Origin of the sequence: Geminocystis sp. M7585_C2015_104, assembly GCA_015295805.1 — a bacterium.
Taxonomy (GTDB): domain Bacteria; phylum Cyanobacteriota; class Cyanobacteriia; order Cyanobacteriales; family Cyanobacteriaceae; genus DVEF01.
Window position 1 is genome coordinate 39,625 of the sequence record DVEF01000065.1, and the last position, 26,529, is coordinate 66,153.

Genomic DNA, 26,529 nt, shown 5'->3' on the forward strand with positions numbered 1-26,529 from the left:
GGGAGAAAGATGCTATATTAGTAACTAGGGTTAATGACAACGACATAAGGGGCACAAATCTTTCTAGATGTCCACGGAAAAAATATACGGCAGTCTTCAGGGATTAAAACCAAGTGAAATAAAACAGCTACAGAGATTATACCATCAGAGAATTAGAAGTGACCGTCTAACCACTGTAGAATTAGCAGAAAGAGTTGCCGCTATTAGTGCCCAACTAAACAAGGCTGTTAGTGTATATCTTAACCGCCGTGGCCAAGTGGTAAGGGTGGGGGTGGGCAACCTTTACCAGACAAAAATCCCCCCCTCCCAATTGCCTCGTTATAGTGGCTTGAGACTATCTGGCATCCGCTGCCTCACCACCTCCCTCTCCCCCTCCCCGCCGTCAGAAGCCTGTCTGACAGCCATGGTGCTGCAAAGACTAGACGCCCTAGTCTATCTAAATATAACTGATAAAGGGACTTTCCGCAAGGATGGCAGTCCCACCGGTTTTGTGTCTACTGTGTATCTAGCCCATCTTTTACCCCCTTTTGCCTCCGCCAACGGCAACCAGGGATACTGGCAAATATCTCCACCTTTGTCTCTAGATGCCGTTGCCAGCGAAGATTTCCTAGATTTGGTGGGCAACTTGGAGTCTGAATTTGAGCGAGAATACACTTCCCAAGAGACTTCCCCTGAACAGGAAAGGGTACTACTTGTTGGAGTACATACTAGCGACATTAGTGAACAACAATTTCAGTACAACATGCTGGAATTGGCGCGACTGGTAGATACTGCGGGGGGGAAGGTAGTAGCCCAAATCACCCAGAAACGCCCCAAACCCGACAGTCAGACTGTGGTTGGCGCGGGGAAGGTGGCAGAGATTGCCCTTAAAGTCCAAAGCCTTGGTGTTAACCTTGTAGTATTTGATAGGGAACTATCCCCCTCCCAAGTGCGCACCTTGGAAGATGAATTTGGTGTTCGGGTTGTCGATCGCACAGAAGTAATATTGGATATATTTGCTCAAAGGGCTCAGTCTAAAGCAGGAAAGCTACAGGTGGAGTTGGCTCAACTGGAATACATGTTACCGAGACTTACAGGAAAGGGACAGGCTATGTCTCGTTTGGGTGGTGGTATTGGCACCAGAGGTCCAGGGGAAACTAAACTAGAAATGGAAAAACGGGCAATCCAAAAGAGAATAGCCAGACTACAACAAGAAGTCAACGAACTACAAAGCCATCGCGCACGTCTCAGACAACAGAGACAGGCTAAGAATATGCCTTGTGTAGCCATTGTCGGGTATACCAACGCCGGCAAGTCTACTCTTATTAACAGTCTTACCAATGCCAATGTTTACACTGCAGACCAACTTTTTGCTACCTTAGATCCCACTACCAGAAGACTCTCCTTAATGGACCATAAAACAGGCAAATCCGGTACAATCGTCATCACAGACACAGTGGGCTTCATTCACGAATTGCCCCCGGAATTAGTGGACTCCTTCCGTGCTACCCTGGAAGAGGTAATAGAGGCGGATGCCCTTTTACATGTTGTCGACTTATCTCACCCAGCCTGGGAAAGTCATATCCAGTCTGTGAGGGATATTCTCAGAGATATGCCCCTTGCGCCCACCTTGGAAATTCTTGCCTTCAATAAAATCGACATTGCCGACAGTCAGCATCTAAATACTGCCAGGGAAAAATACCCCAATGCCCTTTTTATCTCCGCCGAAAAACGCCTGGGGTTGGAAACACTACGTCATCGTCTATTGTACACTCTTGTCCCCTAGAAATTTATATTCCTAAACCTATACCGGTTGGATGGGATAGGGTGGGTATTTATCATTATGAGACTTTCCCCCCTTGATGGCATAATAATGATAATCATTTAATATTTGGTGGGAGATGTACTAGGAATTCAGAAGACTATTGCAAGCAGGGAAAAAGGGGGTTTGCAAAGGGGAAGAGTGAGAAAGCTAGGGGGGTGGACTAAAATAGCCACTGTGGATGTTTCATGATTTATCCAGCACGGCAGCCAAAAATTAATAATAATGATAATCATTTTACTATTAGCTAGGCAACTACCCTTCTATCTACCAACCACAATCATCCCCCGTTACTACCAGTCATCACCCCAGTGGCCGGCATTGTGTATCGTATTTTATACCAAAGGACATGGCTAGGAAGCAGTCAGTTGGCAGGAGCGCATATGAATAATTATCATTATCCATCTTCCTCCTGGAGATTTTCCCTTTACATCTCTTAATAAACACCCCCTAGGCGGGGTTTTAGTGTTAGGATGGGGGGTGGTAGGTAGAGAGACTACCGTGGTTGTGTCTCGCCTTTTCATTAATGAGAATATATTTGAATAATCCGATGAGGGGTGAGAGTTTTTTTTTGGGGTTTAAGAGGGTTAATTGTGCTAAAAAGTAGCAATAGAATGGGGGAAAGAATGAGGGGGAGGGAACCATAAATAGGGAGAGAGTGGGAAGATTTATTTTTCTAGCAATGACCCTCTCGGGTTAATATTACTTAATGGTGGTCGTCAAGATACTTTACATTCCCATTTCACTAATGATAGCTAACCCGAGCCATAGCAATGAGATTTATCACCTGCTTGCCTTCCTAGTGTCGATGAATGTAGTTTTATGGGCAACACCAGTAGTTAAGGCAATAGGGTTAAAGAGTGGATACGTAGACAAGCCCTCTGAACGTAAAATTCATAACAAGCCCGTTGTGAGAATTGGTGGGATTGCCATTTTTGTGGGCACAACGGCAGGATTATTAGTGGTGTGGTGGTTGGGGGGTTTTGGAGTTTTGCCACCGGCTAAAGATGCAGAGATATGGGGAGTTACCATTGGTGCTGTTTTATTCTTTATAATTGGTTTAGCGGACGACTTATTTAGTCTTTCCCCTCAGTTTCGTTTAATTTTACAGTCTGTTATTGCCGGGTTTGCCTGGTATAAGGGGGTGAGAATCGAATTCTTTACCATTCCCTTTGGTGAATTAGTCCATATTGACATGTGGTGGCTAAGTTTGCCCATTACAGTTATCTGGTTAGTAGGGATGGTAAATGCCATTAACTGGATTGACGGGTTAGACGGATTGGCGGCGGGGGTATGCGGCATTGCGGCGGTGGTGATGTTAATCGTCAGTCTGTTTATGAATCAACCGGCTGCAGCGTTGTTGGCGGCGGCTTTGGCGGGTGGTGCGTTAGGATTCTTACGTTACAACTTCAACCCGGCGGAAATATTCATGGGGGATGGTGGGGCTTATTTTATGGGATTCATGTTAGCCGGAGTGGCAGTCATTGGCATTGCTAAAACTGCTGCAGTTACTGCCGTATTCTTGCCCTTTCTCATTCTAGCAGTGCCCATAGTAGACATGGCCTGGGTAATTTTCTCCCGCATTTGCCAAGGTAAATCCCCTTTTTTACCCGACAAGCGCCACATTCACCATCGTTTGCTACAAGCAGGCGTCTCCCAACGTCTTACCGCCATCTATATCTACTCTTTAACCCTTTGGCTGGGAAGTATCGCCCTAGCTTTTGCTGGTTTTCCTAGTGGGGGCGTATATACTCTTGCCTCAACCCTCTTACTGGCTTATACCACTTGGCACGTCTGGCGCAATCGTCGTATTCCCTCGTAAGGGTTTGTCCTCATAAACCCCCATGCCCCTGTAACCCAATCCTAGCCCATTATACCTAATGGAGTAACCCTTAGGATTACAACGTTACACTTTTTTGCCTTTTTTCCCGTGGCTACCTAGATATATTACTAGGAAGGCCAGTGGGAGATTGGCGAGAAAGGATTTAAGACAATAAAACTACCTCTGTATTACTACCCCAACCAGCTACTACAGTTGGCCTTGTCATGCTTGGTCTTGGGTATTTGTGCCTAGATGACCCGTTCCCCAACCCACTACCCAGGAGTAGCCGGGGCCACTTACAAAACGAGGAGACGCTCCTTGGAGAGAAGAAAAGCCGAAGTGGGCGGGCAGACTTTAGGAGTAGTGGGGATGGACATGATGAGCACCCCACCCGCCACCCCTACACGTGGAACACGCCCTGGAGGATTTGAACCCCCGCCATTCGGTTTTGGAGACCGACGTTCTACCACTGAACTAAGGGCGTATATGTTATCTTAAAGGAGCTAGACTGCAGCAGCTGTCCTCTCCATTATACCCAGACTGTTGAATTGTTGTCAAGGACGGGGCTGAGGAGAGGGAGAGTGGGGAGGGGTGGTTTCCAGACTATAACTAGGATGCCGCCGTAGTTTCTTCCGGGGTGGCACGTTCCTGACGCTGTTTTACCTTTGTAGCTTTACCCACTCTATGTCTGAGATAATAGAGTTTGGCACGACGGACCTTGCCACGACGAAGTACCTCTATGCTGGCAACGATGGGAGAGTGTACTAGGAATACTCTTTCTACCCCCACTCCCTGGAAAATGCGTCTAACAGTAATGGTTTTGTTTATCCCGCCGTGGCGCATGGCTATGACTGTGCCTTCAAAGGGTTGTATCCTCTCTTTGCCGCCTTCCTGAATTCTAACGCCCACCCTCACGGTGTCGCCGACATGGATTTCTGGTATTTTATCCGCCGGCTTCATGTATTCCGCCTCTATGGACTTGATAATCTCACTGGGGTTAATAGACATGGGGCTAGACTGCTAAAAAACTGACAATTGACCATAATAACCCTTTTGTGTGACTGTTGTCAATCCGTTATGACCTTATTTAAGATAGAATCTTGATTGGACAATTATCAGAGCAATAAGGGTGTTATCTGGCCGTAGGATCATAGGGGTTTTGTTGTTCCTGGGGATTTTTTCCCTCACCTTTGAGGTAAAAGGGCAGGCTTTATTGCCCTTTATCCCCCCCCTCAGTGGCGAGCAGTTGGACAACTACAGCGTTAGGCTGATGCAGGATGCCATTCAACTGCTGCGTATTCAAGAGGTGGATTTAGCCCTCTCCCGCGCTAAGTTGGCTGTACAACTGTCCCCCCGTCGCTATGAGACTTGGTATATTCTGGGCACTGCCCAATCCCAGAAGGGAAATCATAAAGAGGCCCTGGGGGCTTTTCTAGAGGCCAAAAAAATTGCCCCCGACAATGCTGAGGTCCTATTTGCCCTGGGAAATTCTTACTTTCAAACGGGAGAATACCAGGCGGCAGTAAAGGAGTTGGAAGCCGGCTTGAAAATCAACAGCCAGTCTCCCCAAGCCTATTTCGACTTGGGCAATGCCTATTTCAAGTTAAACCAGTATGACAAGGCCGTCGACGCCTATCAACGGGTTTTAAAACTGGAGGCTAGTTTTTGGCCCGCCATCAATAATATTGGACTGGTGGAGTACGAGCAGGGTAAAATCAAACAGGCTATGGAGTCTTGGCGTAAGGCTATTGCCATAGACGAACAACAGGCCGAGCCCCTCTTAGCTTTGGCAGTAGCCCTTTATACTCAAGGTCAAACACAAGAGGCTATCCAATTGGGGAAAAAGGCTCTACAATTAGATCCCAACTATGGCAACATCCACCATCTCATTTTGAATCTGTGGGGAGAAAAACTCATTGCAGACACCCGCAAATTCTTTCAGAATCGCGCCATTGCCGTCTTCTTGCCCAAGGCTGACTGACTGCCGTGGGTTTTACTGAGAGGCACATTAAAAAACTTAAATTTTTTTTCAGACTCTAGCCAGTAATGATTTTTTGGGTTACCCTCTATAATTAGAAAACACTAAGGGGATGATAAGGTTTTCTTATTATGTCCGATTTAAATCGTGGCATCATGAAGTTTGACGGGGCGGATAAGCCGCTAGTGGTGGCCGTCTCCGCCGTCCTCATTTTGGGAAGTATCGCCGCCTTGATTATCTGGGCCTTGAATGTGGCCTATACCATAGACTAATTGCTTCCAGGGGAGACAGTTGACAGTTGACCCGTTGAGGCAGGTATGTACTGGGACACCATAGCCTTCAGCTGTGCCTCCGGGACACAGCGTCTTTCGGAACAGTAGGTCATCAGGTTAACCCCATTCATCATCTTAACAGTGCTCACCCGCACCCGGAAGTCGTCAGTGACAAACCAACACCTTTCGATGCCCTGGTTTTTCTCATACTCGGTGACGATGGTTAAAACCCCATCAGGGGCGAAACTGTACTGACACACGACGGGTATACCCTCCACATACCCCCTGTTGCGCAGGAAACGCCCTCTAGTTTTGTCGTCCTTGTCTGGAATGTCCACCAGAATCGCCGCCCACTTGGAGTCGGGGTTTAACTCGTCTAGATTGTCTTGCCATAGAAAGGTAGCACCACCTACAGCCAAGTCCGGATCTACATTTTGAGCTTTACATACTTCTATGATTCGTGGGTCATCCTTGTCTAGCACCTGGATGATTATATTAGAATCCCCCGACTGTTCCACCCCAGAGGTGTCAAAATGATGAACAGTACGTTTGGAATACCAGACTCCCTCACTCTTACGGAAGAAGTCCATCATTGTCATCGGTGGTTTTACATCCATATTCCGACCTGCAAGGTAAACTGTTAAGAAAATTAAACAGGGGTTTTAACAATAGTACCAGGGAATTTATGATAAAGGTTTAAGGCATACGGCTCCGGGCACGATAAGAGCAATTCTAACATAATCGGATATGATATTGGCTCCTGTTTATTCCTTAGAAAAAGTCCTGGAAATACTCAACAATAGTAGGGACTTGGCTGGGACAAATCTGCAAAATTTGGACCTGTCGGGGATGGATTTACAAGGGGTGAATTTTACTGGCGCTAATCTGATTGGCATAAATTTTGAGAGGGCCAATTTGAGGGGGGCAGTGTTGGACAACAGTGATTTGCGGCGTGCCTGCCTTAAGAAGGCCAACCTAGAGGGTGCTAGTCTAAAAAACTGTCTTTTACAAAGGGCTCGTCTGGAGGGATGTAATCTTACAGGAGTAGATCTCAGTGGTGCTAAACTAGACTTGGCCTACTACTCGGCCGATACGAAATGGGATAGTGGTTTTGATTACAAAAAGTCAGGGGCAGTGGGGCCAGGGGCATCCCTCAGTGGTGCTTTCCTTAACACCGCCTACCTAAGAGGAGTCGATCTGACTGGGGCTAACCTAAGAGGCGCCTACCTCAGTGGTGCAGATTTAACGGGCGCTAATCTCACTAAAGCCGCACTCAGTGGTGCTAATCTCAAATATGCCTTTCTCACTGGTGCCAATCTCCAAGAGGCAATTTTTATAGGTGCAGAGTTAGAGGGTGCGGATTTACGGGCCACTAACCTAAGAGGCGCCAATTTCGACAATATCAGGAGTATTGCCGGCGCCGACTTTTCCTACGCCTACGGTATGACTGAAAGACTCCGTAGTATTATTTGCAGTTTTCCCCCCCAAGAGTTGAATCGTTGGAATACGTACACCCGCAATAATACAAGAGATAGTTTGAACACCTGTTATTACATATAAACTATGAACCAGACAGAAATTAGATACAAGGCCAATTCCCTCAGTGTTACCCCCGAGGAGGCAGATTGTCTTCTGGAAAGGGTAAACAATTCCCTGTCTAGCAACAGTTTTGACCCTAATGACCACCAGACAATAGCTTTGATGGTGGAGGCTTTGGGAGATGAGCGGGGGATGATGCGGCTTAAATTTGCCCAAAGACTGGCCATGGTTGGTAAGCCGGCAGTTCCCTTTTTGTTGGAAGCCCTCTCTAATCATCCCAATCCCGTGGTAAGACGTGCCGCCGCCAAAACTCTTACTTTGATCGCACCCCCCGAAGCTGTGCCCCAATTGATACACTCCCTACTACACGATGAAGACACTGTGGTAAAGGGCTCATGTGTGGGGGCGTTAGCGGAGATTGGGGAGGAGTCAGTGCCGGAATTGTTAAGGATTATTGCCACGGAAAGAGATGAAACCATAAAAGGACATGCTGCCTGGGCGTTGGCCTTTATTGGCAGTCGGGCCAAAAACTACCTATACCAGGCCATGGCATCTGATTCTGTGGACGTCCGTTGTGCTGTGGTGGGGGTTTTAGGTAGTTTGGTACAGGAAAATGAGGACGAGGAAGCTCTACAACTTCTTTTCACCTCCCTTCATGATCCCTCCCCCGTGATTCGTTGTGAGGCCGCCGCCATTTTAGGCAAAATCCATCATCCCCAAGTGGCGTCCCATTTAATCCCCTGTCTGGGAGACCAAGAAGCGGAAGTGCGTAAGGCCATTGCCCTAGCCCTGATGAAGGTGGGAGATCCCTCCACCATTCCTCTTTTACAACAAGCATTGGAACGGGAGACGGACAAGAGTCTTAAACCCATTTTCCAACTCGCCCTCAATCAACTACAACGTAACTGGGCGAAAGACAGCGGCTAGGAATTGTTTTATGGCGCTCCCTTCCTTCACAGCCGTACAGACGATGCCTATTATACACCCCTGGGGCAATTGGAATTATTGCTGGCGTTTAGCCTTTATTTCTTCTATTTGTCTGTTCGACCACTCTAGTCTTTCTATCCCCCCATGCAGAAAAGCAAAAGGAGGCCTGTGGACCCAGGCCCCACTTCTTGGGGTCAGGACCTTTTGGCGATAAATACACAGGCCTTACACCAAGTTCCTCTGCCCTCTTTTAAACCTTCTAACGCCCCTGAGACCTGAAATTTGCAATTATCGCCACTATAGCTCTCTTATACTCATCGGCCCGCCTTATGTCTTCCAATGCCTTGCTATAGCCCTGTGAACTGGCCTTTCTTTGAGTGGAGGCCCTTTTCTGAGGATGTTTCCCATCAAGAAAACCTATGGCTATGTTATCCTCTCCATTCCATAAAAGAGTATACACAAGCTGAGCTCACTGTTTCTGATGTTTCTTTGAAAAAAACCTCACTTGTCTGTTGTAGTCGAATGTCTTTCCAGTGAGGCCTTCTTACACCAGTTAAAGGATATTCTACCTGATAAGGTGTATAAGACAGAAGTTAAAACACACCAGTCTGTAGGCAGAAATAGAACAGTTAGTCCAACTATATCCCATCCCCCTCTCCCCTACATCCTACCCCCCCTTAGAGTCTATAACGACATTTTTGAGCTACAATGACTCGGCAAAACAGGCAAAAAGTAGTGTGTTTTTTGCTCTTCAAATACCTAGAAAAATTCCCCGTTTCAAAAAAATTAACCATGTTTCTTACGGATTATAAACATGTGGATAAACGAGAAAAAGACAGCCAATGATATGGACTGTGTTTTTCCATCCCACTTATGCCCCCGCTTGGGGGAAAATTGGAAAAAAATAGAGTCTCAAGCAGGGTTTCTTAGGGGGAAAATAAGAGAGGAAATGATAAGATGGCATAACAGAAAAAGATATATTTTTGCTTTGGTATGTCAAAAAAGAAGAGGTGCTAACGATATAACAAAATTGGCCCTGGCAGGGGAGGGGACGACAACAGACAGTTACAAATAGAATTTACAAATAGAATTGGAGAATAGAATAACAGTTATAGACACTATCCTATGGAGAGAAAAAGGGAAGAGGTTGCCGGGGGAGGGGAGGATGGATAATAATAAAAGTTTGGATTTAGTGGTTAACAAAGGTAAAGAAAAATAACATTATGTTAAGGGCGGGAATAGTAGGACTACCCAATGTGGGCAAATCAACCCTCTTCAACGCAATAGTGACTAATGCCAAAGCGGAAGCGGCAAACTTCCCTTTTTGTACAATTGAACCAAACGTGGGGGTAGTAGCAGTACCAGATGAGCGTTTGGAAGTGTTGGCTAAGATATCTAACTCTAAGAGAATTGTACCTGCCCGCATTGAATTTGTGGATATTGCTGGTTTGGTAAAAGGCGCCAGTAAGGGGGAGGGTTTAGGGAATCAGTTTCTATCCCACATAAGACAGGTAGATGCCATTGTACATGTGGTGAGATGTTTCGATGATGAAGATATTATCCATGTTTCTGGTTCAGTAGATCCAGTAAGAGACATGGAGGTAATAAATCTGGAATTGGCATTGGCAGACTTAGCACAAGTGGAAAGACGACTGGAAAAACAAAGAAAACAGGCGAAAAAACAAAAAGAGGCAGCAGAAGAGGTAGCAGTGTTGGAAAAAATCCTCCCTCCCCTCAACGAAGGTAAACCGGTGCGTCTGTTGTCACTGACTGCTGAGGAAAAGGCTTTACTCAAACCCTTAGGATTGTTGACTGCTAAGCCTGTAATTTATGCTGCTAATGTGAGTGAAGAAGATTTGGCTACTGGCAATGAGTGGGTAAACCAAGTAAGACAACAGGCAGAAAAAGAAAATGCTCTTGTGGTGGTAATATCGGCAAAAGTGGAGGCGGAATTGGCAGACTTACCCACAGAAGAAAAGGAAGAATATCTAGCAAGCCTGGGGGTGAAAGAGGGGGGATTAAAATCCTTGATTAAGGCTACCTACCAGTTGCTAGGACTACGCACCTATCTTACCACAGGGGAGAACGAAACCAGAGCCTGGACCATTGTAGCAGGTATGACGGCTCCACAAGCGGCCGGTGTTATCCACAGTGACTTTGAAAGGGGCTTCATTAGGGCGGAAACTATTAGTTATGAGGATTTAGTGCGCGCCGGAAGTATGGCTGCCGCTAGGGAAATGGGATTAGTGCGCTCAGAAGGGAAAGATTATGTGGTACAAGAGGGAGACGTGATGTTATTCCGTTTTAATGTCTGATCTTCTACGCTTGTTTGACCAATGAAATACAATTAATTTTCCCCCAATGCCTCCAGGAGGGATTGACGCATGAGGGAAAGAGGCGCCGCTAATCCCACCCAAATCTCTAAAGCCACCGCACCCTGTTTCACTAACATCTCACTGCCGTCGATACCAGTCAACCCTCTGGCAGCCGCCTGTTTTAGTAAAAGGGTTGGCCGGGGGTTGTAAATAAGGTCGTATACAATGGTACCATCAGTCATTAATTCTATTTCCTGGGGGGAAAGGGGAGACTGTTGACAGTGGGGATACATGCCAATGGGGGTGGTGTTGACAATCAGCCGGCATTGAGGGATTAAGGTGGGGATTTCCTCCCAGCTGTGAAGGGATATGCGATGCTGTAGGGGAGTGTTATGCCAGGAGAGGCCAAATTTGGTCAATTTTTCGGGATTACGTCCTACTATTCTGATTTTCTCACATCCCAACTGGGCACAACCGACAACGGCGGCACGGGCGGCACCACCATTGCCTAAAATAAGAGGGGTAGTGTGGGGCCAATCCCGCTTAATTTCCAAAAGAGGAGAAATAAAACCATCAACGTCAGTATTAGTGCCATACCACTCGTCTTCCTCCAACCAGACGGTGTTGACAGCCCCAATTAGTTTGGCCTTGTCGCTAATATGGTCTAACAGGGGTAAGACTGCCTCCTTGTGGGGGATGGTGACATTAAAGCCTCTAATACCAATAGCCCTAAAAGCCCGAAACACATCCCCCAGGTTTTCTGGTTTTACAGGGAAGGGCACATAAACATAGTCCAATTCTAGGGCACGAAGGGCCTGATTCTGGAATACAGGTGACAGAGAATGTTCTAGGGGGTAACCAATAATGCCTAATAGCTTAGTCTTACCAGTAATCTTCATCACCAGAAACTAGTAACAATCATCAAGGGCGTAGAATCATATGATACGCCCCGGGGAGGAAAACTAGCGTAATCCCAGCCAAGATAATAGGTCTTGTCCGGTAAAGTACTCAATGAGTAGTGTTAGGACAAAACCAATCATGGCGGCGCGCCCATTCAATCTCTCTGCATAATCATTGAAGCCGAATTTGGGCTCTTCTAGATTGGGGGTTACTTTGGGTTGGGGTTGGGGTTGTTGGGATTGTGTCATGGGTTTCTACTCCTTTAACTTTTGTGAAGATTTTAGCATAGATTCTTGACAAACTAACCCATGTCTTCTAACCAATGGCCAAACTCATCTACAAAGGTGTTGTCAATAATAGCTTGGCGGATACGGCGGGTAAAAGCCACCAACTCGTAGATGTTATGGAGGGATAACAGAATATAACCCAACATTTCCTTGGCGCGAATGAGGTGGTTAAGATAGGCACGGGTGAAGTTAGTACAAGTGTAGCACGGACAGTCTGGGTCTAGGGGGCTAAAATCTTCTTTGTATTGGGCATTTTTGAGATTAATTCTCTTCCCTCTTACTAAGGCTGCCCCATGTCTCCCTAGACGAGTAGGTATTACGCAATCAAACAAATCGACTCCAGAGGCGATAGCTACTACCATTTCCCGGTAACTGCCAACCCCCATGAGATAACGAGGTTTGTGGTATGGTAGAAGTGGTGCAGTAAAACGGACTATTTCATGGATCAACTCTGGTTTTTCCCCCACACTGACACCGCCGATGGCATAACCGGGCAAATCGAATTGTAATAACTGTTGCACGGACAAAATACGCAAGTCGGGATAGATGCCTCCTTGCACAATGCCAAACAAGGCTTGGGAGTGAGGTTTCTGGTGGGCCATGACACATCTTTCCAACCAGGCGGAGGTACGACAAACTGCCCTAGTTACCTCTTCTCTAGTGGCTGTAGCCGGGGGGCACTCATCAAAAGCCATGATAACATCTGCCCCTAGGGCATTCTGGATTTGGATGGACAATTCGGGAGTCATATGGATGATACTGCCGTCTTTGGGGCTACGGAAGGTGACTCCCTTGTCTGTAATCTTTCGTAATTCGGATAGACTAAACACCTGAAAGCCACCAGAGTCGGTGAGGATGGGTTTGTGCCACCCCATGAAATTGTGTAATCCCCCCGCCATGGAGACAATTTTCTCCCCGGGTTGCAGGTGAAGATGGTAACTATTGCCCAGAATCATCTGCGCCCCCGTAGACTCCAATTGGGCTGGCGTGATGCCTTTTACAGTCCCCAAAGTCCCTACAGGCATAAATATGGGTGTTTCTACATCGCCATGGGGGGTAGAAAAAACCCCTGCCCTCGCCTTTGTTTCACTACAATTGGCGACAATAGTAAACGAAAAAAACACCTTCCTCCACTGTTGTACAAGGCAAGCAAACGATCAACTAATGTACAACCTGGGGGCAGTAGTTGACAAATTCTTTTCCGGGGGAAACAAGGGGCTAAAAGTCTTCGTCAGGGGGCATATCCCATTTAGCGGAAAACACTTCCCCTAGCATTTCCTCTATGTTATCAAATCCCAGATTCCTACAGACCTGGTGTTCCCGACTCTCACTGGGCATGGGGATGAGGGTGAGGGTGCGATTTTCCTGGATTAGGTCAAAATAGGTTTCTTCGGGGGATACCTGATTCAGATACAGATAGTCGAAACTCTGCACATTTATGTACAGACTCTTATTCACCACTATGGTAGCCTGATTTGGCTCATTGAATACTTCCAGTACTACTCCCCGCCCCTGATTCTGTATTACTCCATCTATTTTGTGTATGTAACGAACGTGGGTTAAGTCATTGAGGAGACGTTTCATGTCTTCCTTGTTGACGATGATACCGGATTCGATTATACAGGGTGCAGGCAGTTGACGGGAATTATGTTGTTGACTCATAGCAGTTTCCTTTTTTTTTTGCTCCTAATAATATTTACTACAACCCCCCGGGTTTGGGCTATCCTTAATCTGCATCTTGGCTGTGGGAAGACGGGGAAGATGCCAGCAAATGGGGGGAGACTGGGACTAAATTAAAGATAGCAAACCCGAATCTTTTGGTTTTAATAGAGGGCTTTTTTGGGGAAATAATCAGCTTGTATTCTTATATTGGTGGCAACACCAGATTTTTTGGCATTTTCTGGTTATCACTACACAATGTTAACCCAAAATTTTCTGTTTGTTCAGGATAATTATCAATTTTTTTTACAATAATGAAGGATATATTGGCGTCTCTGTGTGGGGCGATCGTATTTTATACGGCGATACCCCTTCCCCCTTTCCTGCCGGTGAGTCTGAAGAAGATTGCCCTGTGGTTAGGGTGGTTAGGGATTTTGTTAGGCTTAGTGGTGTCTTTGGCAGAGGCGATTCTTGGCTGGCTTGGCTTTTCCCCTCTGCTTAGCAGTGTTTTTGCTGTAGCCTGGTGGTTATACTTAACCGGCGGATTTCATTTTGATGGGCTGATAGACTTTGGGGACTGTTTGGGGGTGCAGGGGGGCGTTAAAAAACGCCTAGAAGTGATGCAAGACAGCCGTGTGGGGGCTTTTGGTCTACTTTTAGGGTTTTTTGTCCTTTTTGTCAAGGTCGTGGCCTTGAGGGAGCTTTATGTGCCTGTGTGGTGGGGGTTATGTCAGTCTTTAAGTTGGGGTAGATGGGCGCAACTAATGGCCATCACCCTCTACCCCTATATCCGGGAGGGTGGGAAAGGGGCTTTTTTGAAGGGGGGGATAGAATCCTGGCGGGATGTAGTTTTGGGCTCTTCTTTTATACTTCTGCTAGGAGGGGTGGAATTGTGGTATTTCCGACATTCTCCTTGGGAAGCGTTGCTGGGAATGGGAATCTGTCTTAGCATTTCCCTGGTAGTGGCCTGGTTATGTCAAAAACCCCTTGGCGGACATACTGGCGACACCTATGGTGCTACGGTGGAAATCACAGAGGCCCTGATTCTCAGTTTTTTTACCCTCCCTCATCCCTTTTTGAGGAGTTGGTGGGGATAATCAACAATTACAGGGGGTGCCCCTTTTATCCCCCTACTTGTCATTACACACCCTGTGTCTCATAAATGGGGCTAGTAGTAGTCGGTTTCTGGTTGCATTTGTGGCACGGGTGTTTCAAAATTGGAGGCATCCCGGAGAAAACGCCATGCCTCCTCTTCGATGCGGTTAATAAGATAGTTTTCCATCACATTGGCGTGACGAAGACAGGCCAGATAACCCTCCATATACATCCGTAAGTCTTCGTAGCGCCCACCTCTGTGCCACAAGTCTACCATCCCGTCTGTGAGTTTTTGATAGTGCCGAATCGCCAAGGGATCTGTTAGCATTGTTATTTGGCCTAGCTAGTGGATTAACTCTACCAGGGGCTATCAAACCTCCCTTGACTCCATTGTAACTTAATTGCCTGGGAATCCTACATACCAAAAGTAGGTTACCATTGGGATCACTGTAGCCAGTACCAGCAGTACAATTGTCCACAGCATAGCACTACGGGTATCTGTCTCCTCGGCAGAGGCAAAGGTGCTTTCGATGTTAATCTCTTCCATTTTAGGCGCCCCTGGGTCCTGTTTGCCTGACAAGACAGCCACCAGACGATTGCCAGCGGAGATTAATGCTTGGTTGTATTGTAAATCCTTAAGGAAATAGGGGAAGGTCTCATGGACTATACTATCTCTGATTTCTGGTGTAAGCAGATTAACAGTGTCATCTCCTTGGGCAATGGCGGTGCGGTTGCCAAGGGTGTCTACTACTATCAATACCTGATTTTTGGCATCGGCTGGGGAGGGATACCAGGTTTGGAATATTTCCCTTGCTAGGGAATCTATAGTCTGTCCGTAATCAAGACGCTCTATGACCACCATTCTCACTTCCTTGCCAGTATTTTCCGCTAGCTGACGCAACATGTTAGACAGTTGTCCTTCGGTAGCACGACTGATTACATCCGCTTCATCCACAACCCACAAGTTTTCCCCCGCCGCTACCATGGGCAAGTCGTAAACCCCCGTCGCCCTAGCTTCCTTTACAGCCACGTTTAGGAGGAATAACAGGGAGATAAAGACAGTAAAAACAATCCTTGTCGCCTTATTCATACCAACAGTTGTCCCCATTGCACCACTTGTGACATATTATCCCACACCTGGGGCTTAAAAGGAGCGAATGGGAATAAAGCCAGCCTTTTCGATTAGTTTTTGTCCTTCGTCACTCAACAAGAGATTGACATAAGCCTTTCCTGCCCTTGCTTGTAGACTGTCATCGTCTCTATATACCACAAAAAGGCGTCTCACTAGGGGGTATTCCTCATTCCTAAAGGCGTCATAGTCGGCAATTCTACCCTGTTGACGACACTGTTGGGAGGTGGGCAATTCTCCCTGATAGGGTTTAATCAAGGGGGAGGAGTCGTCTCGGGCGATGGCTAAGGGTTTAACATCACATTCTGGGATAAGATTCGCTGCCGAAGCCAAATAAATACTACCCCCTTGTTTTATGTCTTCCGAGGCAATGTGTTTAACCGCTTCCGCTGGGGTGGGAAAGGTTTGGACAGTTTTAGCAAGGGGCATATCCCCCATAATTTCCTCCTTCAGGATAACAGTGGCGCCACTTTCCGAGGGGGGAGTGTATGGTTTAATGGTGGCATTAGGCCCTCCTAGCTGCCGCCAGTTAGTGATTTTGCCCCCGTATATCTGTCGTATCTGACCTATAGTTAGGCCTTCCACCCCTAAGTTATAGTTTACTACAAATACAACACCATCAATGGCTACAGGTGTCTGACCAAGTTTAATACCTCTTTCATTGGCCTCTTCTATTTCACTTTTTTTCAGGGGGCGGGAAGACTGTGCTAAAGTTAGTTTATCATCCAATAGCATGGCTATACCCGTGCCCGAGCCCGGAGGCTTATTTAAGGGAAGTTTTTCGGTCAGATGAAACTGAGGCACCACCTCTTTTAGACGGGGGTTGAGGGTTTTATTTATTTTCTTCCAGGCTGTGCTACCTCCGTAAAACCAAGTGCCCTCAGGTATATCAGGAATATGGGCAAAACACTGCCATAGATTCTCCTTCGTGTTTTTGATGACCGTCTCCTGACTTCTTTGACTGGGGCATTCTTTCACTCCAGTTACCGGGAGGGAGAAGATGTTAACGGTTAGTTTTGGCAGCAACCAGACTGCAAACAAGGCTACGGCTGCCGTTGCCGCCAGTGGCGTTAAAATGGGTTTGTAGGCATCTAGTGGCAGGGGCAAAAGGGGTTTTTTCCTTAGACTTTCTACTGCCCTTAGCATCTCTTCAGCAGTAGCATAGCGCTTTTGAGGGTCACATTCAATGGCCTTATTGATAATTTTCTTTAAGCCGTTACTGACATCCGGCGCATAATTGGACCATAACAGTTTAAGGGAGAGAGGGTCTCTTTCTATGGTATCAGGTCTTCTACGGGTGAGAAGGAAGACACATACCATTCCTAGGGAGTACAAGTCCGAATTATATGACACCTTGCCTGAGAGTTGTTCGTGGGGCATATAACTAGGTGTGCCAATTACCAGACTGCTTTTTGCCTCTTCTCCTCCCCCCTCCTCACTACTGGTGTCGCTACTCATTAATTCTTTTACCGCCCCGTAGTCAATTAAAACCGGTTTTTGATCCCTTTTCCTGATAATTATGTTTTCTGGTTTAATGTCTCGGTGGATAATCCCCCGCTTGTGCACATAGTCCAGTACTGGTAAAATGTCCAACAGTAGGTCTATTACAAAATCCTCAGTGACTGGACCTTGTTGTACTATTTGTAGAAGCGTTTTTCCTTCTATGTATTCTTGTACCAGAAAGAATTTATTGTTAAGGGAAAAATAGGCGTAAAGCTGAGGAATTTGTTTATTATCCGCACATAATTTCTCCAGGGTTTCTGCCTCTTTCCGGAAACGCTTTTCTAGGGATTTTCGGTATTTTTCGTTGGTAATACTGGGTTTAAACTGTTTGATAACACATATGCGTCTGGAGGGAAGGTGGGTGTCTTCTGCCAAATATGTCTTCCCAAAACCCCCTTGCCCCAAAATCTCCTTGATGAGATAACGTCCATATAGGAGGGTAGACATAGTTTTTTGTTTATTTGGTGAGGGTTTTACCTCATTATGTTACATCAGCCTCAGAATCTGGCGGGATTTGTGTGTTGTAGAATACATGCTCTTTTGGTGACTGATAACAGTGGTTACCATAAAATGGCATATTGGTATGACAGTCTAGTAATCTGGATATATGATTCGCCGCAGAAAATCCCTCAGCGATTCTAAGATTCCTCTTGTTTCTTCCCTTTTAAACCATTACCTGGACAGTCTAATTATCAGTAAAATATTTGCCATAATTTCTGCCTTGAATTTCGGTTTAGTCATTTTTGACATTACCTATATCCCCCTGAGAGATATTTGGCTAAATGGAAAAATTACTTTGGGTAAATTCAAAATGGGGCCTTACGAATACAAAGGAATTAATCTGAAAATTATCCCCACCTCTGTTAGCAATTTTCTCGTGCAATACGATTTAATTAAAGGTATTCAACCTCATCGAGACACTCAGGCTTTTTTGGATAAGTACAACTCCTTGAAACAGACAATATATGCCAAAGGTTTAGAAAGTCCAGAAGCAGAGGCTATCATAGCAGAATTGAGACAAGCCAGTGACGAGATGATAACCAGTAATCCCTTCGCCCTAGCTGGCAAAACTGGCACTTTAGAGACTATAAAAAACCGCATGAGGGATTATATGAAGAATTATATCTACAACCCTCAGGATTCTTCCAGAATTGCTTTTACTTCTTTCTGGAACAGAGAATTTCTCGCAAAGAATACCCAGGAAAAATTGAGATTTTTTGACAATCAAATCATTCCTCTCATTAGGACTAACTTTTTTCGTCCTTTCAGCGAGAGTGGGGAATTCGTGGACTATTTCGGCTTGATTGATTTTCCTTTTATAGCAGTAATACTTGCTGATTTTGTTATTCGTTGTTTTGGAATTAGTCTACGGTATCGTGGGGTTAGTTTTAAAGATGCTATCCTTTGGCGTTGGTATGATTTAATTTTCCTTTTACCTCGTTATCGTTGGCTGAGAATTGTTCCAGTTATGATTCGTTTAGATGAGTCAAAAATTGTTAGCCTAGAAGACATAAAGAAACAGGCAAGTCAAGGCTTTGTGGCAACCGTCGCCGAAGACATAACAGAAATAGTTGTTTTAAGAATCTTCAACCAAGTCCAAAAACTAATTGAAACTGGCAGCATAGAAAGACTGGTAATCTCCCAGAATCCCGAGAGGGAATATATAGATTTAAATGACATCAACGAAGTAGCAGAAATCTCGAAAATTTTGGTAAATCTCATAGTAGAAGAAATCCTGCCCCAGATTCGAAGTGAAGTAGAGGCCCTGTTGGCATATATCCTAGAAAAAACCCTAAAAGAGTCACCTATTTACAACAACATTATCTTCCTAAACGATGGGGAGAAAATAGTCAAGGAAATAAGTCAAAAAACGGCAGCTGCTGTCTATAGGGCCCTGGGGGAAACTTTAAACAAATTGAGGGAAGAGGACAAAGTTTTTGAGCAACATCTGACGAAAATATTTGGGAAAATAGGAGATACAATTAATTTGAGGCCAAGGGCAAAACAGGATATAAACAAAATAGAGGGGTTATTGGTAGCCCTATTGGAGGAAGTGAAGGTCAATTATATCATGAGTCTAGCGGCGGAAGACATAGAAAGTATTTTGGACGAAAAACGAGCCCTTTTAAGCGGTACAAAACGAGAATAATTATACAGAAAGAGAAAGTCTTCTGGCACGGAGTTGTCCACAAGCGGCATCAGCAGACAAGCCGCGGGAATAACGCACAGTGGCGGCGATTTTCTCCTGTTTTAGTATTTGGAGAAAACGGTTAATTCTCTCAAGGGAAGGACGTTGATAATGAGCCTGGGAAATGGGATTATAGGGGATAAGATTAACGTGACTTTGAAAACCCCTCACAAGACTAGCTAATTGTTTGGCATGGGAAGGCAAATCGTTAACTCCCGCCAAGAGGATGTATTCAAACGTAACCCGTCTGCCGGTGGTTTTAACATATTCTCGACAGTCTGCCAATAGTTGGGGGAGGGGATAGTGTTTGGCAGTGGGGATTAATTTCTCCCGTAGCTGTTGATTGGCAGCATGAAGACTGACTGCTAAGGTAATTTGCAGGTGATGTTTGGCCAATTGTAGGATTTTTTGTGGCAAACCGACAGTAGAAACAGTAAGATTTCGTTGCCCAATGCCTATATCTTTGTTAATAACCTCAATAGCAGGGATAAGCTGTGGTAAATTTAATAATGGTTCCCCCATCCCCATAAAAACAACATGGGAAACTCTCCTGCCAAAGTCTCTTTGAACAGTCAAAATCTGATCTACAATCTCATGGGTGTATAAATTGCGAGTAAAACCCCCTTTTCCCGTGGCACAAAAATCACATCCCATAGCACAACCCACCTGAGTAGAAACACACACTGTCAATCTTTTCTCGGTGGGGATGCCAACGGTTTCAATAATCAAACCATCTTGTAGTTGCAGGAGGTATTTGCGAGTTCCGTCGTCGGCTATACTACGATGATAGAGAAAAGAACGACCAAGAATGGCATCACTCTGAGACTCTCGCCATTGCAAAGGCAAGACAGAAATTTCCCGCCAAGAGGTGGCAGCCTTCTGATAAAGCCACTGATACAGTTGTTTGCCTCGGTAGGTAGGCAATCCTTGTTTTTCCACCCAAGCGGTTAACTCAGCCAGGGATTTGCCCAATAATACTTCTGGTTTTGTGGTGGTAGACATTATTTTTTTGTCCTTCCTTATTTTATTTTTTATCTTTATTCCCCAGGGTGGCAGCCGGAAGGCTATTGAATTGAGACAAGACAAGGGGTGATACCTGTAAAATATATTCTAACTGGAGAAGAATAATAACTATGCAGGGAATGGGATTTAAAGACTACTATTCGATTTTGGGGGTTGACAAGAAGGCATCACCGGAGGAGATTAAAAAGGCATTTCGGCGACTAGCAGTAAAATACCACCCAGACAGGAATCCCAATGACAAGGTGGCGGAGGAGAAGTTTAAGGAGATTAGTGAGGCTTATGAAATTTTAAGTGATCCTGACAAAAGGGCAAAGTATGATCAATTTATTCGTCTTGGGGGGGTTGGTGGCAAACAATCTCAGTCTCAGTGGACTTCTTCTAGCTCTACTAGACCAGGAGGCGATTCTCGTACCCGTTACAATAATGACATAGATTTCGACTTTAGTAAATACGACAGTTTTGAACAATTTGTAGCAGACTTGTTAAAAAGACCCTTCGGCAATTATACCAGTACTGGGGCTGGCACTAAAAATTCTGGCAGCACTAAGAGTAGCACTAAAACCAGTTACAACTATAATGCCAAGGACAAGGGCAATGATGTAGAAAAGACAATAACCCTAACCTATAGTCAAGCATATCATGGGGTGGAGACCAATGTGGATCTGGGGGTGGAGCAGATAAAGGTGAGAATCCCTCCCGGTGCGAAAAAAGGCACAAGGGTAAGAATTAGGGGAAAAGGGCAATTTAACCCCGTCACCAGTCAGAGTGGGGATTTATACTTAAAGGTGGACCTGAAGCCCCATGAATTATTTTATTTTCAAGATGACAAGTTAACTGTGGATGTACCTGTTACTCCCCATGAAGCCGTATTAGGGGGGGAAATTGAAGTGCCAACGCCGGAGGGAGGGGTGAAGGTGAAACTCCCTGCCGGTATTCGCAATGGACAATATTTGCGTCTGCGGGGGAAGGGATGGCCCAATCTACAGGGTGGGAAGGATGATTTATTTGTCAAGGTAGTGATTGCCACACCCCAAAATATATCCCCCCAGGAAAGGGAGTACTATGAGAAGATAAAGGCAATTAGTAAAGAAAATCCTCGCGCCCATCTACAAAATGTGAGACTGTGAGGGGGAGTTAATATAGGTGAATCCGAGGAAGACGGTGTTTGAAGCCACAGAGAATCTCCCAGGATATGGTACCAATGGTATTAGCCCAAAGGTCGGCACTAATGATAGCATCTTTTTCCCTCCCCAATAGGGTTACTATGTCTCCCACCTCAATATCCTCAAAGTCACTCACATCTATCATGAGTTGATCCATTGTAATATTCCCTATTTGCGGCGCATATCTTCCCTTGACAATCACCTTCATCCTATTAGATAACAGACGAGGCACCCCATCAGCATAACCTATTGCCACTACCGCCATTTTGATTTCCCGAGGGCACTTATATGTATGACCATAACTTACACCAGTATTAGGAGGTAGATGTTTAATTTGAGTGATGCGCGCCTTGACTTCCAATACGGGTTTAAGGGGGATGACGTCTTTCAGGTGGGGTGCGGGGTATAAACCATATAGACACAAACCCACTCTGACTAGATCATAATGGAGGGAGGTATCTGCCAGGGTGCCGGCGGAATTAGCCAGGTGAAGCAGGGGGATTTTTACCCCCAACGCCTTAATACGGGAAATAGCCTCTTCAAAGCGAGACTGTTGTATTTTCATGAAGGTAGTATCTGGCTCATCTGCTGTAGCTAAGTGGGAATAAATACTTTTAAGACGGAGTCGGGGAAATTGCAAAAGGCAACGGACAAATTCTACAGCATTTTCCCAACGGGTGCCCAATCTTGACATGCCTGTATCCAATTTTAGATGCACATCCAGGGTAGTATTCAAACTATTGACCACATCGGCAAAAATAGGGATTTGCTGGGGGGTGCATAAGGTGGGCTCAAGGTTATATCTGATAATCTCTTTCACTTCTGCCGCTGTATTAATTGCCCCTAGAATCAATATTGGCTTTTTTATGCCTGCTTCTCTTAATTCTATCCCTTCCCCCAGAGTAGCGATAGCTAGATAATCAACACCGGCATCCACCAGCGTTTCTGCCACTTTAACCGCACCATGGCCATAGGCATCTGCCTTTATTACTGCCATAAGACGACAGTTGGGCTTCAACCACTGTTTTATGGCTTTCACGTTGTGTCTCAAAGCCTTATGGTCAATAGTTATCCATGCCCTTTGTTGTTGCAACTCTATCCTATTTAGACAATAATTCACCTTCCCCTCTATTTATCTCTAACAGTTAGTTTTAATGAGCCACAGGACTGATGTTGCCCCTTATTTTGGTTGCCCCTCGCCTGCCTATTTTTATTTCCCCTGTTGTGTTTTTTCCTAGCACAATTCTCACAAATAGGTGCTCAACCACAGGTAGATGAGGAGGGAGAAAATAGAGGTAAAAATCAGGACCAGCAACACACCTCCCGGGAGATTGGTGAGGTAGCCAAAGCCTCTTAAAACATATACAACAACGGCCATAGGAAAGGTTATTTTAAACACCAGGTTGCATACATTTTTAACCGGAACAAATCTCCTCATCACCTAATAGCAAAGCTCCTAAATATTGGCCCACTGGATATTATCTTATGAGAAAGTCATTTTGTCAAGCAATTTGGTATTATAATAGCCTCGAGGATACGAGGGATTTCCGCTGATGAAAAACAGAGGAAGTTTGTTTGGTAATATACCTTGTTGGCGGGGGAGGAAGGAGTTTGTAGAAATACTAAAACAAGGAGATATACTGGAAAACCTAATTGAATTAAAAGCAGGAGATTATATATTCATCCCCTCAGAAAACCCTCGTCAGAGGGCACACCTATGGCATAAATTTTCAGAAAAAACAGACATAATGGGAAAAAAAATAACTCCTCCCCGGGAGAGAGAGGAGATGACTGAGCTAATTTTTAGGCTTTAAACCTTAGCTACTTGACTGGAGGTGGTGGCGACTTGGCCAGTGAGTTTTTCGTAGGTTTCCCGCATTTTTAGCCCTACTAACACCTGGAATAAACCAGTGCCATTATTTGAACCAGGATATTCCTTGTGTTTTAACAATAATTCTGTCATTTCACCGTAATATTTGGTGCCGATGCGGCTGAGGTGACTCTCAATATAAATGATTTCTTCTAGATTATCGAACTGGCCGTCAATTTCTAGGACAGAAACCTCATTGCCAAGGTAGGTGTCAGGGCCGTAGAATAGTTTAATACCAGGGTAGGCACAGGTCAATTTACGGCCACAAGGACGCCATTCAATGGTAGAGCCTTCGTCGAATAGGTAGGCAGTTTCAAAATTGGGATTGCCTTCTTTTTGGATAAGACGCACTCTCAGAATGTTACTATCTGGATCATCTACTAATTGAGTGGGTAATACCTGGATGATCACATCGGCGTATTGTCTCTGGGGTTCGATATAGGCGGTAAAGTCAGGTTTTCTGGCATTGATGGAGGCGATGACGTCTTCATAGGTATGCCCCCTTTCTGCCATATCCCTTTGGATTTTCCATTTAATTTTAACTGGTTCGCTTATATCCAGGTATACTCCAAAGTCCACTAGTTTTCTTACTCTCTCATCGTAGAAGGGGTGTAAACCCTCGATTACCACCAGCTTGTTGGGTTCAACCCTTTCTGGGGGGTCTATTGTACCAGTTTCGTGGTTGTATACTGGTTTTTCAATGGCTTGACCGTTTTTGAGGGCGGCAATTTGTTCGGCCATCAAATCGAAGTTATTGGCGCGAGGATCTAATGCTGTGATGCCCAATTCCTTTCTCTGCTTGCGATCCAGACAATGGTAGTCGTCCAGACAGATTACAGTCATGAATTCTCTGCCAAACAAATCTTCTAGACGACGCAGAAAGGTTGACTTGCCACAGCCGGAGTCACCTGCCACTCCGATAATAACTACTCTATCTTGACTCATCTTTTTCTCTATAGTTATCTAAAATCAGCCCTTATTTTATACAGTTGCCTTGAGTTTGTGTTTGTTTGTTATCTTATCAGTCAAATGCCCCAATTGCATATTTTTTTCTCAACTAGTTTCCCTGAGTACTTGGTAATATATTTGCATTACGAGTTATAATAAAAGAGAGGGCTCAGGGGAAAGGTAAATGAAAGACAATCCGATTTTATGGAAATGGTTACTCCATCAAGCTAAAAACCAAGAGGCGGGTGTATCCCTGATGGAATTGATAGTTGCCCTTGTAATAGGAGGCATCACGTTAGTTTTGGGGGCAGTACTCTTTGTAAATGTCTTGAGGGCCAATAAAGCCGTGGAATCCAAGACTGTTGCCGCGGCGGAATTGCAAAGGGCCCTCAGTTTCATTGTAGAGGACATAAAACTGGCTAGCAACGTCACTATGGTGAACAGGGGTAATACCTATTGCCCCACTAGTCAGGTAGATTCCAATGAATGCCTGGTTTTAAGGCGGAATGAAAACGGCACTGTTTACGTAATATCCTACGGATACAAAGATATTCAGAACCAGAATACACACTTTTATAAACCAGGAGTGCTAAAAAGACAAGTATACAGACAGTCAGACAACACTCCGGTAAGTCACGATTACAGAACACTACCGGTTACAGGAGGACAACAAGCGGCATGGGATGACTATACAACAGTGGCAGACGGCCTAATTAACACTACACCCCGAGTGTCAGTGGCATGTGAAAACTTTGAGGGGATAAAATTATGGCAGGATAGTAGTGCCAACTCCAACAGGGGGCAGATTTACGGTGATACAAGTGATGGGAGGGGGGGGTTTCGTTTTTGCCTATACAATACTGCTGGTGACAACCGTCTAGCTAGAGTGTTTCTCATAGGGAGGACAGTGGATGAGAGAGACAGTGAGTTTAGATTGGCCAGTTTCGGCCTAGCACGCAACTAGGTATTATTGCCTAAAGTTCCATAGCTAGTTCTAGGACCTGTTGGAGGCTGTCACACCAGTGAAACTGAGGAGGCTTATGGGGGAGGGGATAGAGGGTGCGAATAATCCAGGAAGGGGGGTGAGACTGTTCTAATTTTGTAAGTTCTCGTAATTCTGATTTCGACAACTCTTGTTCCCTCAAGGCCAGTTGCTGGGTTAGAATGTCTACAAAACTATCCAGGTTAGAATGAACTACTAAGACTTTTTTGAGGCTCTTCTGTGCCATAATCTGGCTAATCAGAGGGTTGACGTTTTCCTGCCAGTAGACAGCAGTCTTACGGGGTAACAGATAGAGGCTGTGGATGGGGGAGTTGTTGTTTCCCTGCTGAAGGAGGTTGCCTAATAGTATTGCCTCATCCCTACTGTCGCTGACAATGGCTATATCCTTTTCTGGGTTATTTTCCGGGTTAAGGATAAAGACTGTATAGGGCCTATCGTAGCCGTTTTTTAGATATTTATGTAATTCAGGATGGCGTTGCAAAGCGTAATGGTTAAGACGGATTTTGCCATCTAAGGCTATTACCTCCCCGTTTTCCCTTAACCCCAAGGGATTGATTTCTACAATGTCTAAGTCATAGGTGACAAATAGCTGATACATTTTGGTAAACACATCGGCTACAGAGGCCATGGCCCTCCCTGTTAATCCTATTTTCTTGGCCAAAATCCTTGCCTGAAAAGGAGAAAAGGAATCCTCGATGGGGAAACTCTCCAAATTAGCCAGTAAAGACTCTACCTCTACCCCACCCCTACCGGAAGCTAGCAATAGGGGCCTGCCGATGGTATTGTCCCACATTATCCCCACAAATAACTCCCTGTCCACCCGGCAATGGCTTTCTGCTAGCAACACCTGGGGATATTCTCCTTCTATAGCTAGGTTGAAAAGGGAACGTGCCACAGCAATGGCGTCTATAGTATTCTCTACAAATCTAACACCCCCAAACTGTGTCCTTCCACTGGCCAACACCTGGGATTTGATTACAATAGGATAGGGCAGTTGTAGATTTTTTACCTCCCCCGGGTGGTAGATGGGTTGAGAGGGTAATATGGGAATCCCCACCTGGGCAAATAATTCCTTGGCTTGATACTCCAGCAAATCCATGGTCAACC

At 45.3% G+C, this 26,529-nt stretch carries 26 protein-coding genes and 1 tRNA gene; 13 read left to right on the forward strand and 14 right to left on the reverse strand.

The genetic code is table 11. The features are described from left to right. Positions 1-67: 67 nt before the first annotated feature. Complete coding sequence (gene hflX / locus IGQ44_07750) at positions 68-1,765, forward strand: GTPase HflX (GenBank protein ID HIK37868.1); 1,698 nt, start codon at positions 68-70, stop codon at positions 1,763-1,765. Positions 1,766-2,510: 745 nt separating this feature from the next. Further along, a complete protein-coding gene (locus IGQ44_07755; GenBank protein ID HIK37869.1) occupies positions 2,511-3,623 on the forward strand; it encodes an undecaprenyl/decaprenyl-phosphate alpha-N-acetylglucosaminyl 1-phosphate transferase in 1,113 nt (370 codons plus the stop codon). A 412-nt stretch (positions 3,624-4,035) separates the two neighbouring features. Here IGQ44_07755 and IGQ44_07760 read toward each other — a convergent pair. Together IGQ44_07760 and rplS are read right to left on the reverse strand one after the other, a co-directional pair. Further along, positions 4,036-4,107 (reverse strand) — tRNA-Trp (locus tag IGQ44_07760). 125 nt (positions 4,108-4,232) lie between these two features. Beyond that, positions 4,233-4,625, reverse strand: a complete 393-nt coding sequence (rplS, locus tag IGQ44_07765; GenBank protein ID HIK37870.1) for a 50S ribosomal protein L19 — start codon at positions 4,623-4,625, stop codon at positions 4,233-4,235. Positions 4,626-4,752: 127 nt separating this feature from the next. On the opposite strand from rplS, the gene IGQ44_07770 reads away from it, so the two are divergent. Both IGQ44_07770 and IGQ44_07775 read left to right on the forward strand, forming a co-directional pair. Further along, positions 4,753-5,604: a tetratricopeptide repeat protein gene (locus tag IGQ44_07770; GenBank protein HIK37871.1), complete on the forward strand. Its 852-nt coding sequence runs from the start codon at positions 4,753-4,755 to the stop codon at positions 5,602-5,604. A gap of 128 nt (positions 5,605-5,732) precedes the next feature. Continuing rightward, positions 5,733-5,873 (forward strand): hypothetical protein, encoded by a 141-nt coding sequence (locus IGQ44_07775; protein ID HIK37872.1) that lies wholly within the window; start codon positions 5,733-5,735, stop codon positions 5,871-5,873. Here the strand turns inward: IGQ44_07775 and IGQ44_07780 are convergent. Then, positions 5,870-6,490 (reverse strand): phycobiliprotein lyase, encoded by a 621-nt coding sequence (locus IGQ44_07780; protein HIK37873.1) that lies wholly within the window; start codon positions 6,488-6,490, stop codon positions 5,870-5,872. The two genes, IGQ44_07775 and IGQ44_07780, sit on opposite strands and share 4 nt — an antisense overlap. 130 nt (positions 6,491-6,620) lie before the next feature. Here IGQ44_07780 and IGQ44_07785 point away from each other — a divergent pair, with 130 nt between their 5' ends. From IGQ44_07785 to ychF, 4 genes are all read left to right on the forward strand, one after another. Then, positions 6,621-7,433, forward strand: a complete 813-nt coding sequence (locus IGQ44_07785; protein ID HIK37874.1) for a pentapeptide repeat-containing protein — start codon at positions 6,621-6,623, stop codon at positions 7,431-7,433. Between the two features lie 3 nt (positions 7,434-7,436). Next, positions 7,437-8,339 carry a HEAT repeat domain-containing protein gene (locus IGQ44_07790; protein HIK37875.1) on the forward strand — a complete coding sequence of 301 codons (903 nt, stop codon included), beginning with the start codon at positions 7,437-7,439 and terminating at the stop codon, positions 8,337-8,339. 505 nt (positions 8,340-8,844) lie between these two features. Further along, positions 8,845-9,051 carry a hypothetical protein gene (locus IGQ44_07795; GenBank protein HIK37876.1) on the forward strand — a complete coding sequence of 69 codons (207 nt, stop codon included), beginning with the start codon at positions 8,845-8,847 and terminating at the stop codon, positions 9,049-9,051. A gap of 511 nt (positions 9,052-9,562) precedes the next feature. Beyond that, positions 9,563-10,654 carry a redox-regulated ATPase YchF gene (gene ychF / locus IGQ44_07800; GenBank protein ID HIK37877.1) on the forward strand — a complete coding sequence of 364 codons (1,092 nt, stop codon included), beginning with the start codon at positions 9,563-9,565 and terminating at the stop codon, positions 10,652-10,654. A 32-nt stretch (positions 10,655-10,686) separates the two neighbouring features. Here the strand turns inward: ychF and IGQ44_07805 are convergent, their stop codons facing one another. The 4 genes from IGQ44_07805 to IGQ44_07820 form a co-directional block, all read right to left on the reverse strand. Next, a complete protein-coding gene (locus IGQ44_07805) occupies positions 10,687-11,556 on the reverse strand; it encodes a shikimate dehydrogenase (protein HIK37878.1) in 870 nt (289 codons plus the stop codon). A 60-nt stretch (positions 11,557-11,616) separates the two neighbouring features. Then, positions 11,617-11,802: a hypothetical protein gene (locus IGQ44_07810; protein ID HIK37879.1), complete on the reverse strand. Its 186-nt coding sequence runs from the start codon at positions 11,800-11,802 to the stop codon at positions 11,617-11,619. 53 nt (positions 11,803-11,855) lie between these two features. Continuing rightward, entirely contained in the window at positions 11,856-12,965 is a 1,110-nt protein-coding gene (tgt, locus tag IGQ44_07815) for a tRNA guanosine(34) transglycosylase Tgt (protein ID HIK37880.1), read from the reverse strand. A gap of 94 nt (positions 12,966-13,059) precedes the next feature. Further along, entirely contained in the window at positions 13,060-13,503 is a 444-nt protein-coding gene (locus IGQ44_07820; GenBank protein HIK37881.1) for a hypothetical protein, read from the reverse strand. A 311-nt stretch (positions 13,504-13,814) separates the two neighbouring features. Between IGQ44_07820 and cobS the strand changes: the two genes are divergently transcribed. Then, positions 13,815-14,597 (forward strand): adenosylcobinamide-GDP ribazoletransferase, encoded by a 783-nt coding sequence (gene cobS, locus IGQ44_07825; protein ID HIK37882.1) that lies wholly within the window; start codon positions 13,815-13,817, stop codon positions 14,595-14,597. Between the two features lie 71 nt (positions 14,598-14,668). On the opposite strand, the gene IGQ44_07830 is transcribed toward cobS, so the two are convergent. From IGQ44_07830 to IGQ44_07840, 3 genes are all read right to left on the reverse strand, one after another. Then, positions 14,669-14,923, reverse strand: a complete 255-nt coding sequence (locus IGQ44_07830) for a hypothetical protein (GenBank protein HIK37883.1) — start codon at positions 14,921-14,923, stop codon at positions 14,669-14,671. 69 nt (positions 14,924-14,992) lie between these two features. Then, positions 14,993-15,685 (reverse strand): TPM domain-containing protein, encoded by a 693-nt coding sequence (locus IGQ44_07835; GenBank protein ID HIK37884.1) that lies wholly within the window; start codon positions 15,683-15,685, stop codon positions 14,993-14,995. Between the two features lie 54 nt (positions 15,686-15,739). Further along, positions 15,740-17,674 (reverse strand): substrate-binding domain-containing protein, encoded by a 1,935-nt coding sequence (locus tag IGQ44_07840; GenBank protein HIK37885.1) that lies wholly within the window; start codon positions 17,672-17,674, stop codon positions 15,740-15,742. Between the two features lie 160 nt (positions 17,675-17,834). On the opposite strand from IGQ44_07840, the gene IGQ44_07845 reads away from it, so the two are divergent. Further along, complete coding sequence (locus IGQ44_07845; GenBank protein HIK37886.1) at positions 17,835-19,376, forward strand: hypothetical protein; 1,542 nt, start codon at positions 17,835-17,837, stop codon at positions 19,374-19,376. Here the strand turns inward: IGQ44_07845 and rlmN are convergent, their stop codons facing one another. After that, on the reverse strand, positions 19,377-20,417 hold the full coding sequence (gene rlmN, locus IGQ44_07850) for a 23S rRNA (adenine(2503)-C(2))-methyltransferase RlmN (GenBank protein HIK37887.1): 1,041 nt from the start codon (positions 20,415-20,417) through the stop codon (positions 19,377-19,379). A gap of 140 nt (positions 20,418-20,557) precedes the next feature. Here rlmN and IGQ44_07855 point away from each other — a divergent pair, with 140 nt between their 5' ends. Further along, positions 20,558-21,565: a J domain-containing protein gene (locus IGQ44_07855; GenBank protein ID HIK37888.1), complete on the forward strand. Its 1,008-nt coding sequence runs from the start codon at positions 20,558-20,560 to the stop codon at positions 21,563-21,565. A gap of 7 nt (positions 21,566-21,572) precedes the next feature. Here the strand turns inward: IGQ44_07855 and IGQ44_07860 are convergent, their stop codons facing one another. Beyond that, positions 21,573-22,733 (reverse strand): alanine racemase, encoded by a 1,161-nt coding sequence (locus tag IGQ44_07860; protein HIK37889.1) that lies wholly within the window; start codon positions 22,731-22,733, stop codon positions 21,573-21,575. Positions 22,734-23,154: 421 nt separating this feature from the next. Between IGQ44_07860 and IGQ44_07865 the strand changes: the two genes are divergently transcribed. Continuing rightward, on the forward strand, positions 23,155-23,415 hold the full coding sequence (locus tag IGQ44_07865; GenBank protein ID HIK37890.1) for a hypothetical protein: 261 nt from the start codon (positions 23,155-23,157) through the stop codon (positions 23,413-23,415). Here the strand turns inward: IGQ44_07865 and IGQ44_07870 are convergent. Next, positions 23,412-24,416 (reverse strand): phosphoribulokinase, encoded by a 1,005-nt coding sequence (locus IGQ44_07870; GenBank protein HIK37891.1) that lies wholly within the window; start codon positions 24,414-24,416, stop codon positions 23,412-23,414. The two genes, IGQ44_07865 and IGQ44_07870, sit on opposite strands and share 4 nt — an antisense overlap. A 187-nt stretch (positions 24,417-24,603) precedes the next feature. On the opposite strand from IGQ44_07870, the gene IGQ44_07875 reads away from it, so the two are divergent. After that, a complete protein-coding gene (locus IGQ44_07875) occupies positions 24,604-25,383 on the forward strand; it encodes a hypothetical protein (protein HIK37892.1) in 780 nt (259 codons plus the stop codon). Positions 25,384-25,393: 10 nt separating this feature from the next. On the opposite strand, the gene IGQ44_07880 is transcribed toward IGQ44_07875, so the two are convergent. After that, on the reverse strand, positions 25,394-26,521 hold the full coding sequence (locus IGQ44_07880; GenBank protein HIK37893.1) for an acetate--CoA ligase family protein: 1,128 nt from the start codon (positions 26,519-26,521) through the stop codon (positions 25,394-25,396). Positions 26,522-26,529 lie beyond the last annotated feature (8 nt).

Coding starts and splice junctions, on each gene's coding strand:
- hflX (HIK37868.1), top strand. CDS start 68: ATGTCCACGGAAAAAATATACGGCAGTCTTCAGGGATTAAAACCAAGT.
- IGQ44_07755 (HIK37869.1), top strand. CDS start 2,511: ATGGTGGTCGTCAAGATACTTTACATTCCCATTTCACTAATGATAGCT.
- IGQ44_07775 (HIK37872.1), top strand. CDS start 5,733: ATGTCCGATTTAAATCGTGGCATCATGAAGTTTGACGGGGCGGATAAG.
- IGQ44_07780 (HIK37873.1), bottom strand. CDS start 6,490: ATGGATGTAAAACCACCGATGACAATGATGGACTTCTTCCGTAAGAGT.
- IGQ44_07785 (HIK37874.1), top strand. CDS start 6,621: ATGATATTGGCTCCTGTTTATTCCTTAGAAAAAGTCCTGGAAATACTC.
- IGQ44_07790 (HIK37875.1), top strand. CDS start 7,437: ATGAACCAGACAGAAATTAGATACAAGGCCAATTCCCTCAGTGTTACC.
- ychF (HIK37877.1), top strand. CDS start 9,563: ATGTTAAGGGCGGGAATAGTAGGACTACCCAATGTGGGCAAATCAACC.
- IGQ44_07810 (HIK37879.1), bottom strand. CDS start 11,802: ATGACACAATCCCAACAACCCCAACCCCAACCCAAAGTAACCCCCAAT.
- IGQ44_07820 (HIK37881.1), bottom strand. CDS start 13,503: ATGAGTCAACAACATAATTCCCGTCAACTGCCTGCACCCTGTATAATC.
- cobS (HIK37882.1), top strand. CDS start 13,815: ATGAAGGATATATTGGCGTCTCTGTGTGGGGCGATCGTATTTTATACG.
- IGQ44_07830 (HIK37883.1), bottom strand. CDS start 14,923: ATGCTAACAGATCCCTTGGCGATTCGGCACTATCAAAAACTCACAGAC.
- IGQ44_07835 (HIK37884.1), bottom strand. CDS start 15,685: ATGAATAAGGCGACAAGGATTGTTTTTACTGTCTTTATCTCCCTGTTA.
- IGQ44_07840 (HIK37885.1), bottom strand. CDS start 17,674: ATGTCTACCCTCCTATATGGACGTTATCTCATCAAGGAGATTTTGGGG.
- IGQ44_07845 (HIK37886.1), top strand. CDS start 17,835: ATGATTCGCCGCAGAAAATCCCTCAGCGATTCTAAGATTCCTCTTGTT.
- rlmN (HIK37887.1), bottom strand. CDS start 20,417: ATGTCTACCACCACAAAACCAGAAGTATTATTGGGCAAATCCCTGGCT.
- IGQ44_07855 (HIK37888.1), top strand. CDS start 20,558: ATGGGATTTAAAGACTACTATTCGATTTTGGGGGTTGACAAGAAGGCA.
- IGQ44_07865 (HIK37890.1), top strand. CDS start 23,155: ATGAAAAACAGAGGAAGTTTGTTTGGTAATATACCTTGTTGGCGGGGG.
- IGQ44_07870 (HIK37891.1), bottom strand. CDS start 24,416: ATGAGTCAAGATAGAGTAGTTATTATCGGAGTGGCAGGTGACTCCGGC.
- IGQ44_07875 (HIK37892.1), top strand. CDS start 24,604: ATGAAAGACAATCCGATTTTATGGAAATGGTTACTCCATCAAGCTAAA.
- IGQ44_07880 (HIK37893.1), bottom strand. CDS start 26,521: ATGGATTTGCTGGAGTATCAAGCCAAGGAATTATTTGCCCAGGTGGGG.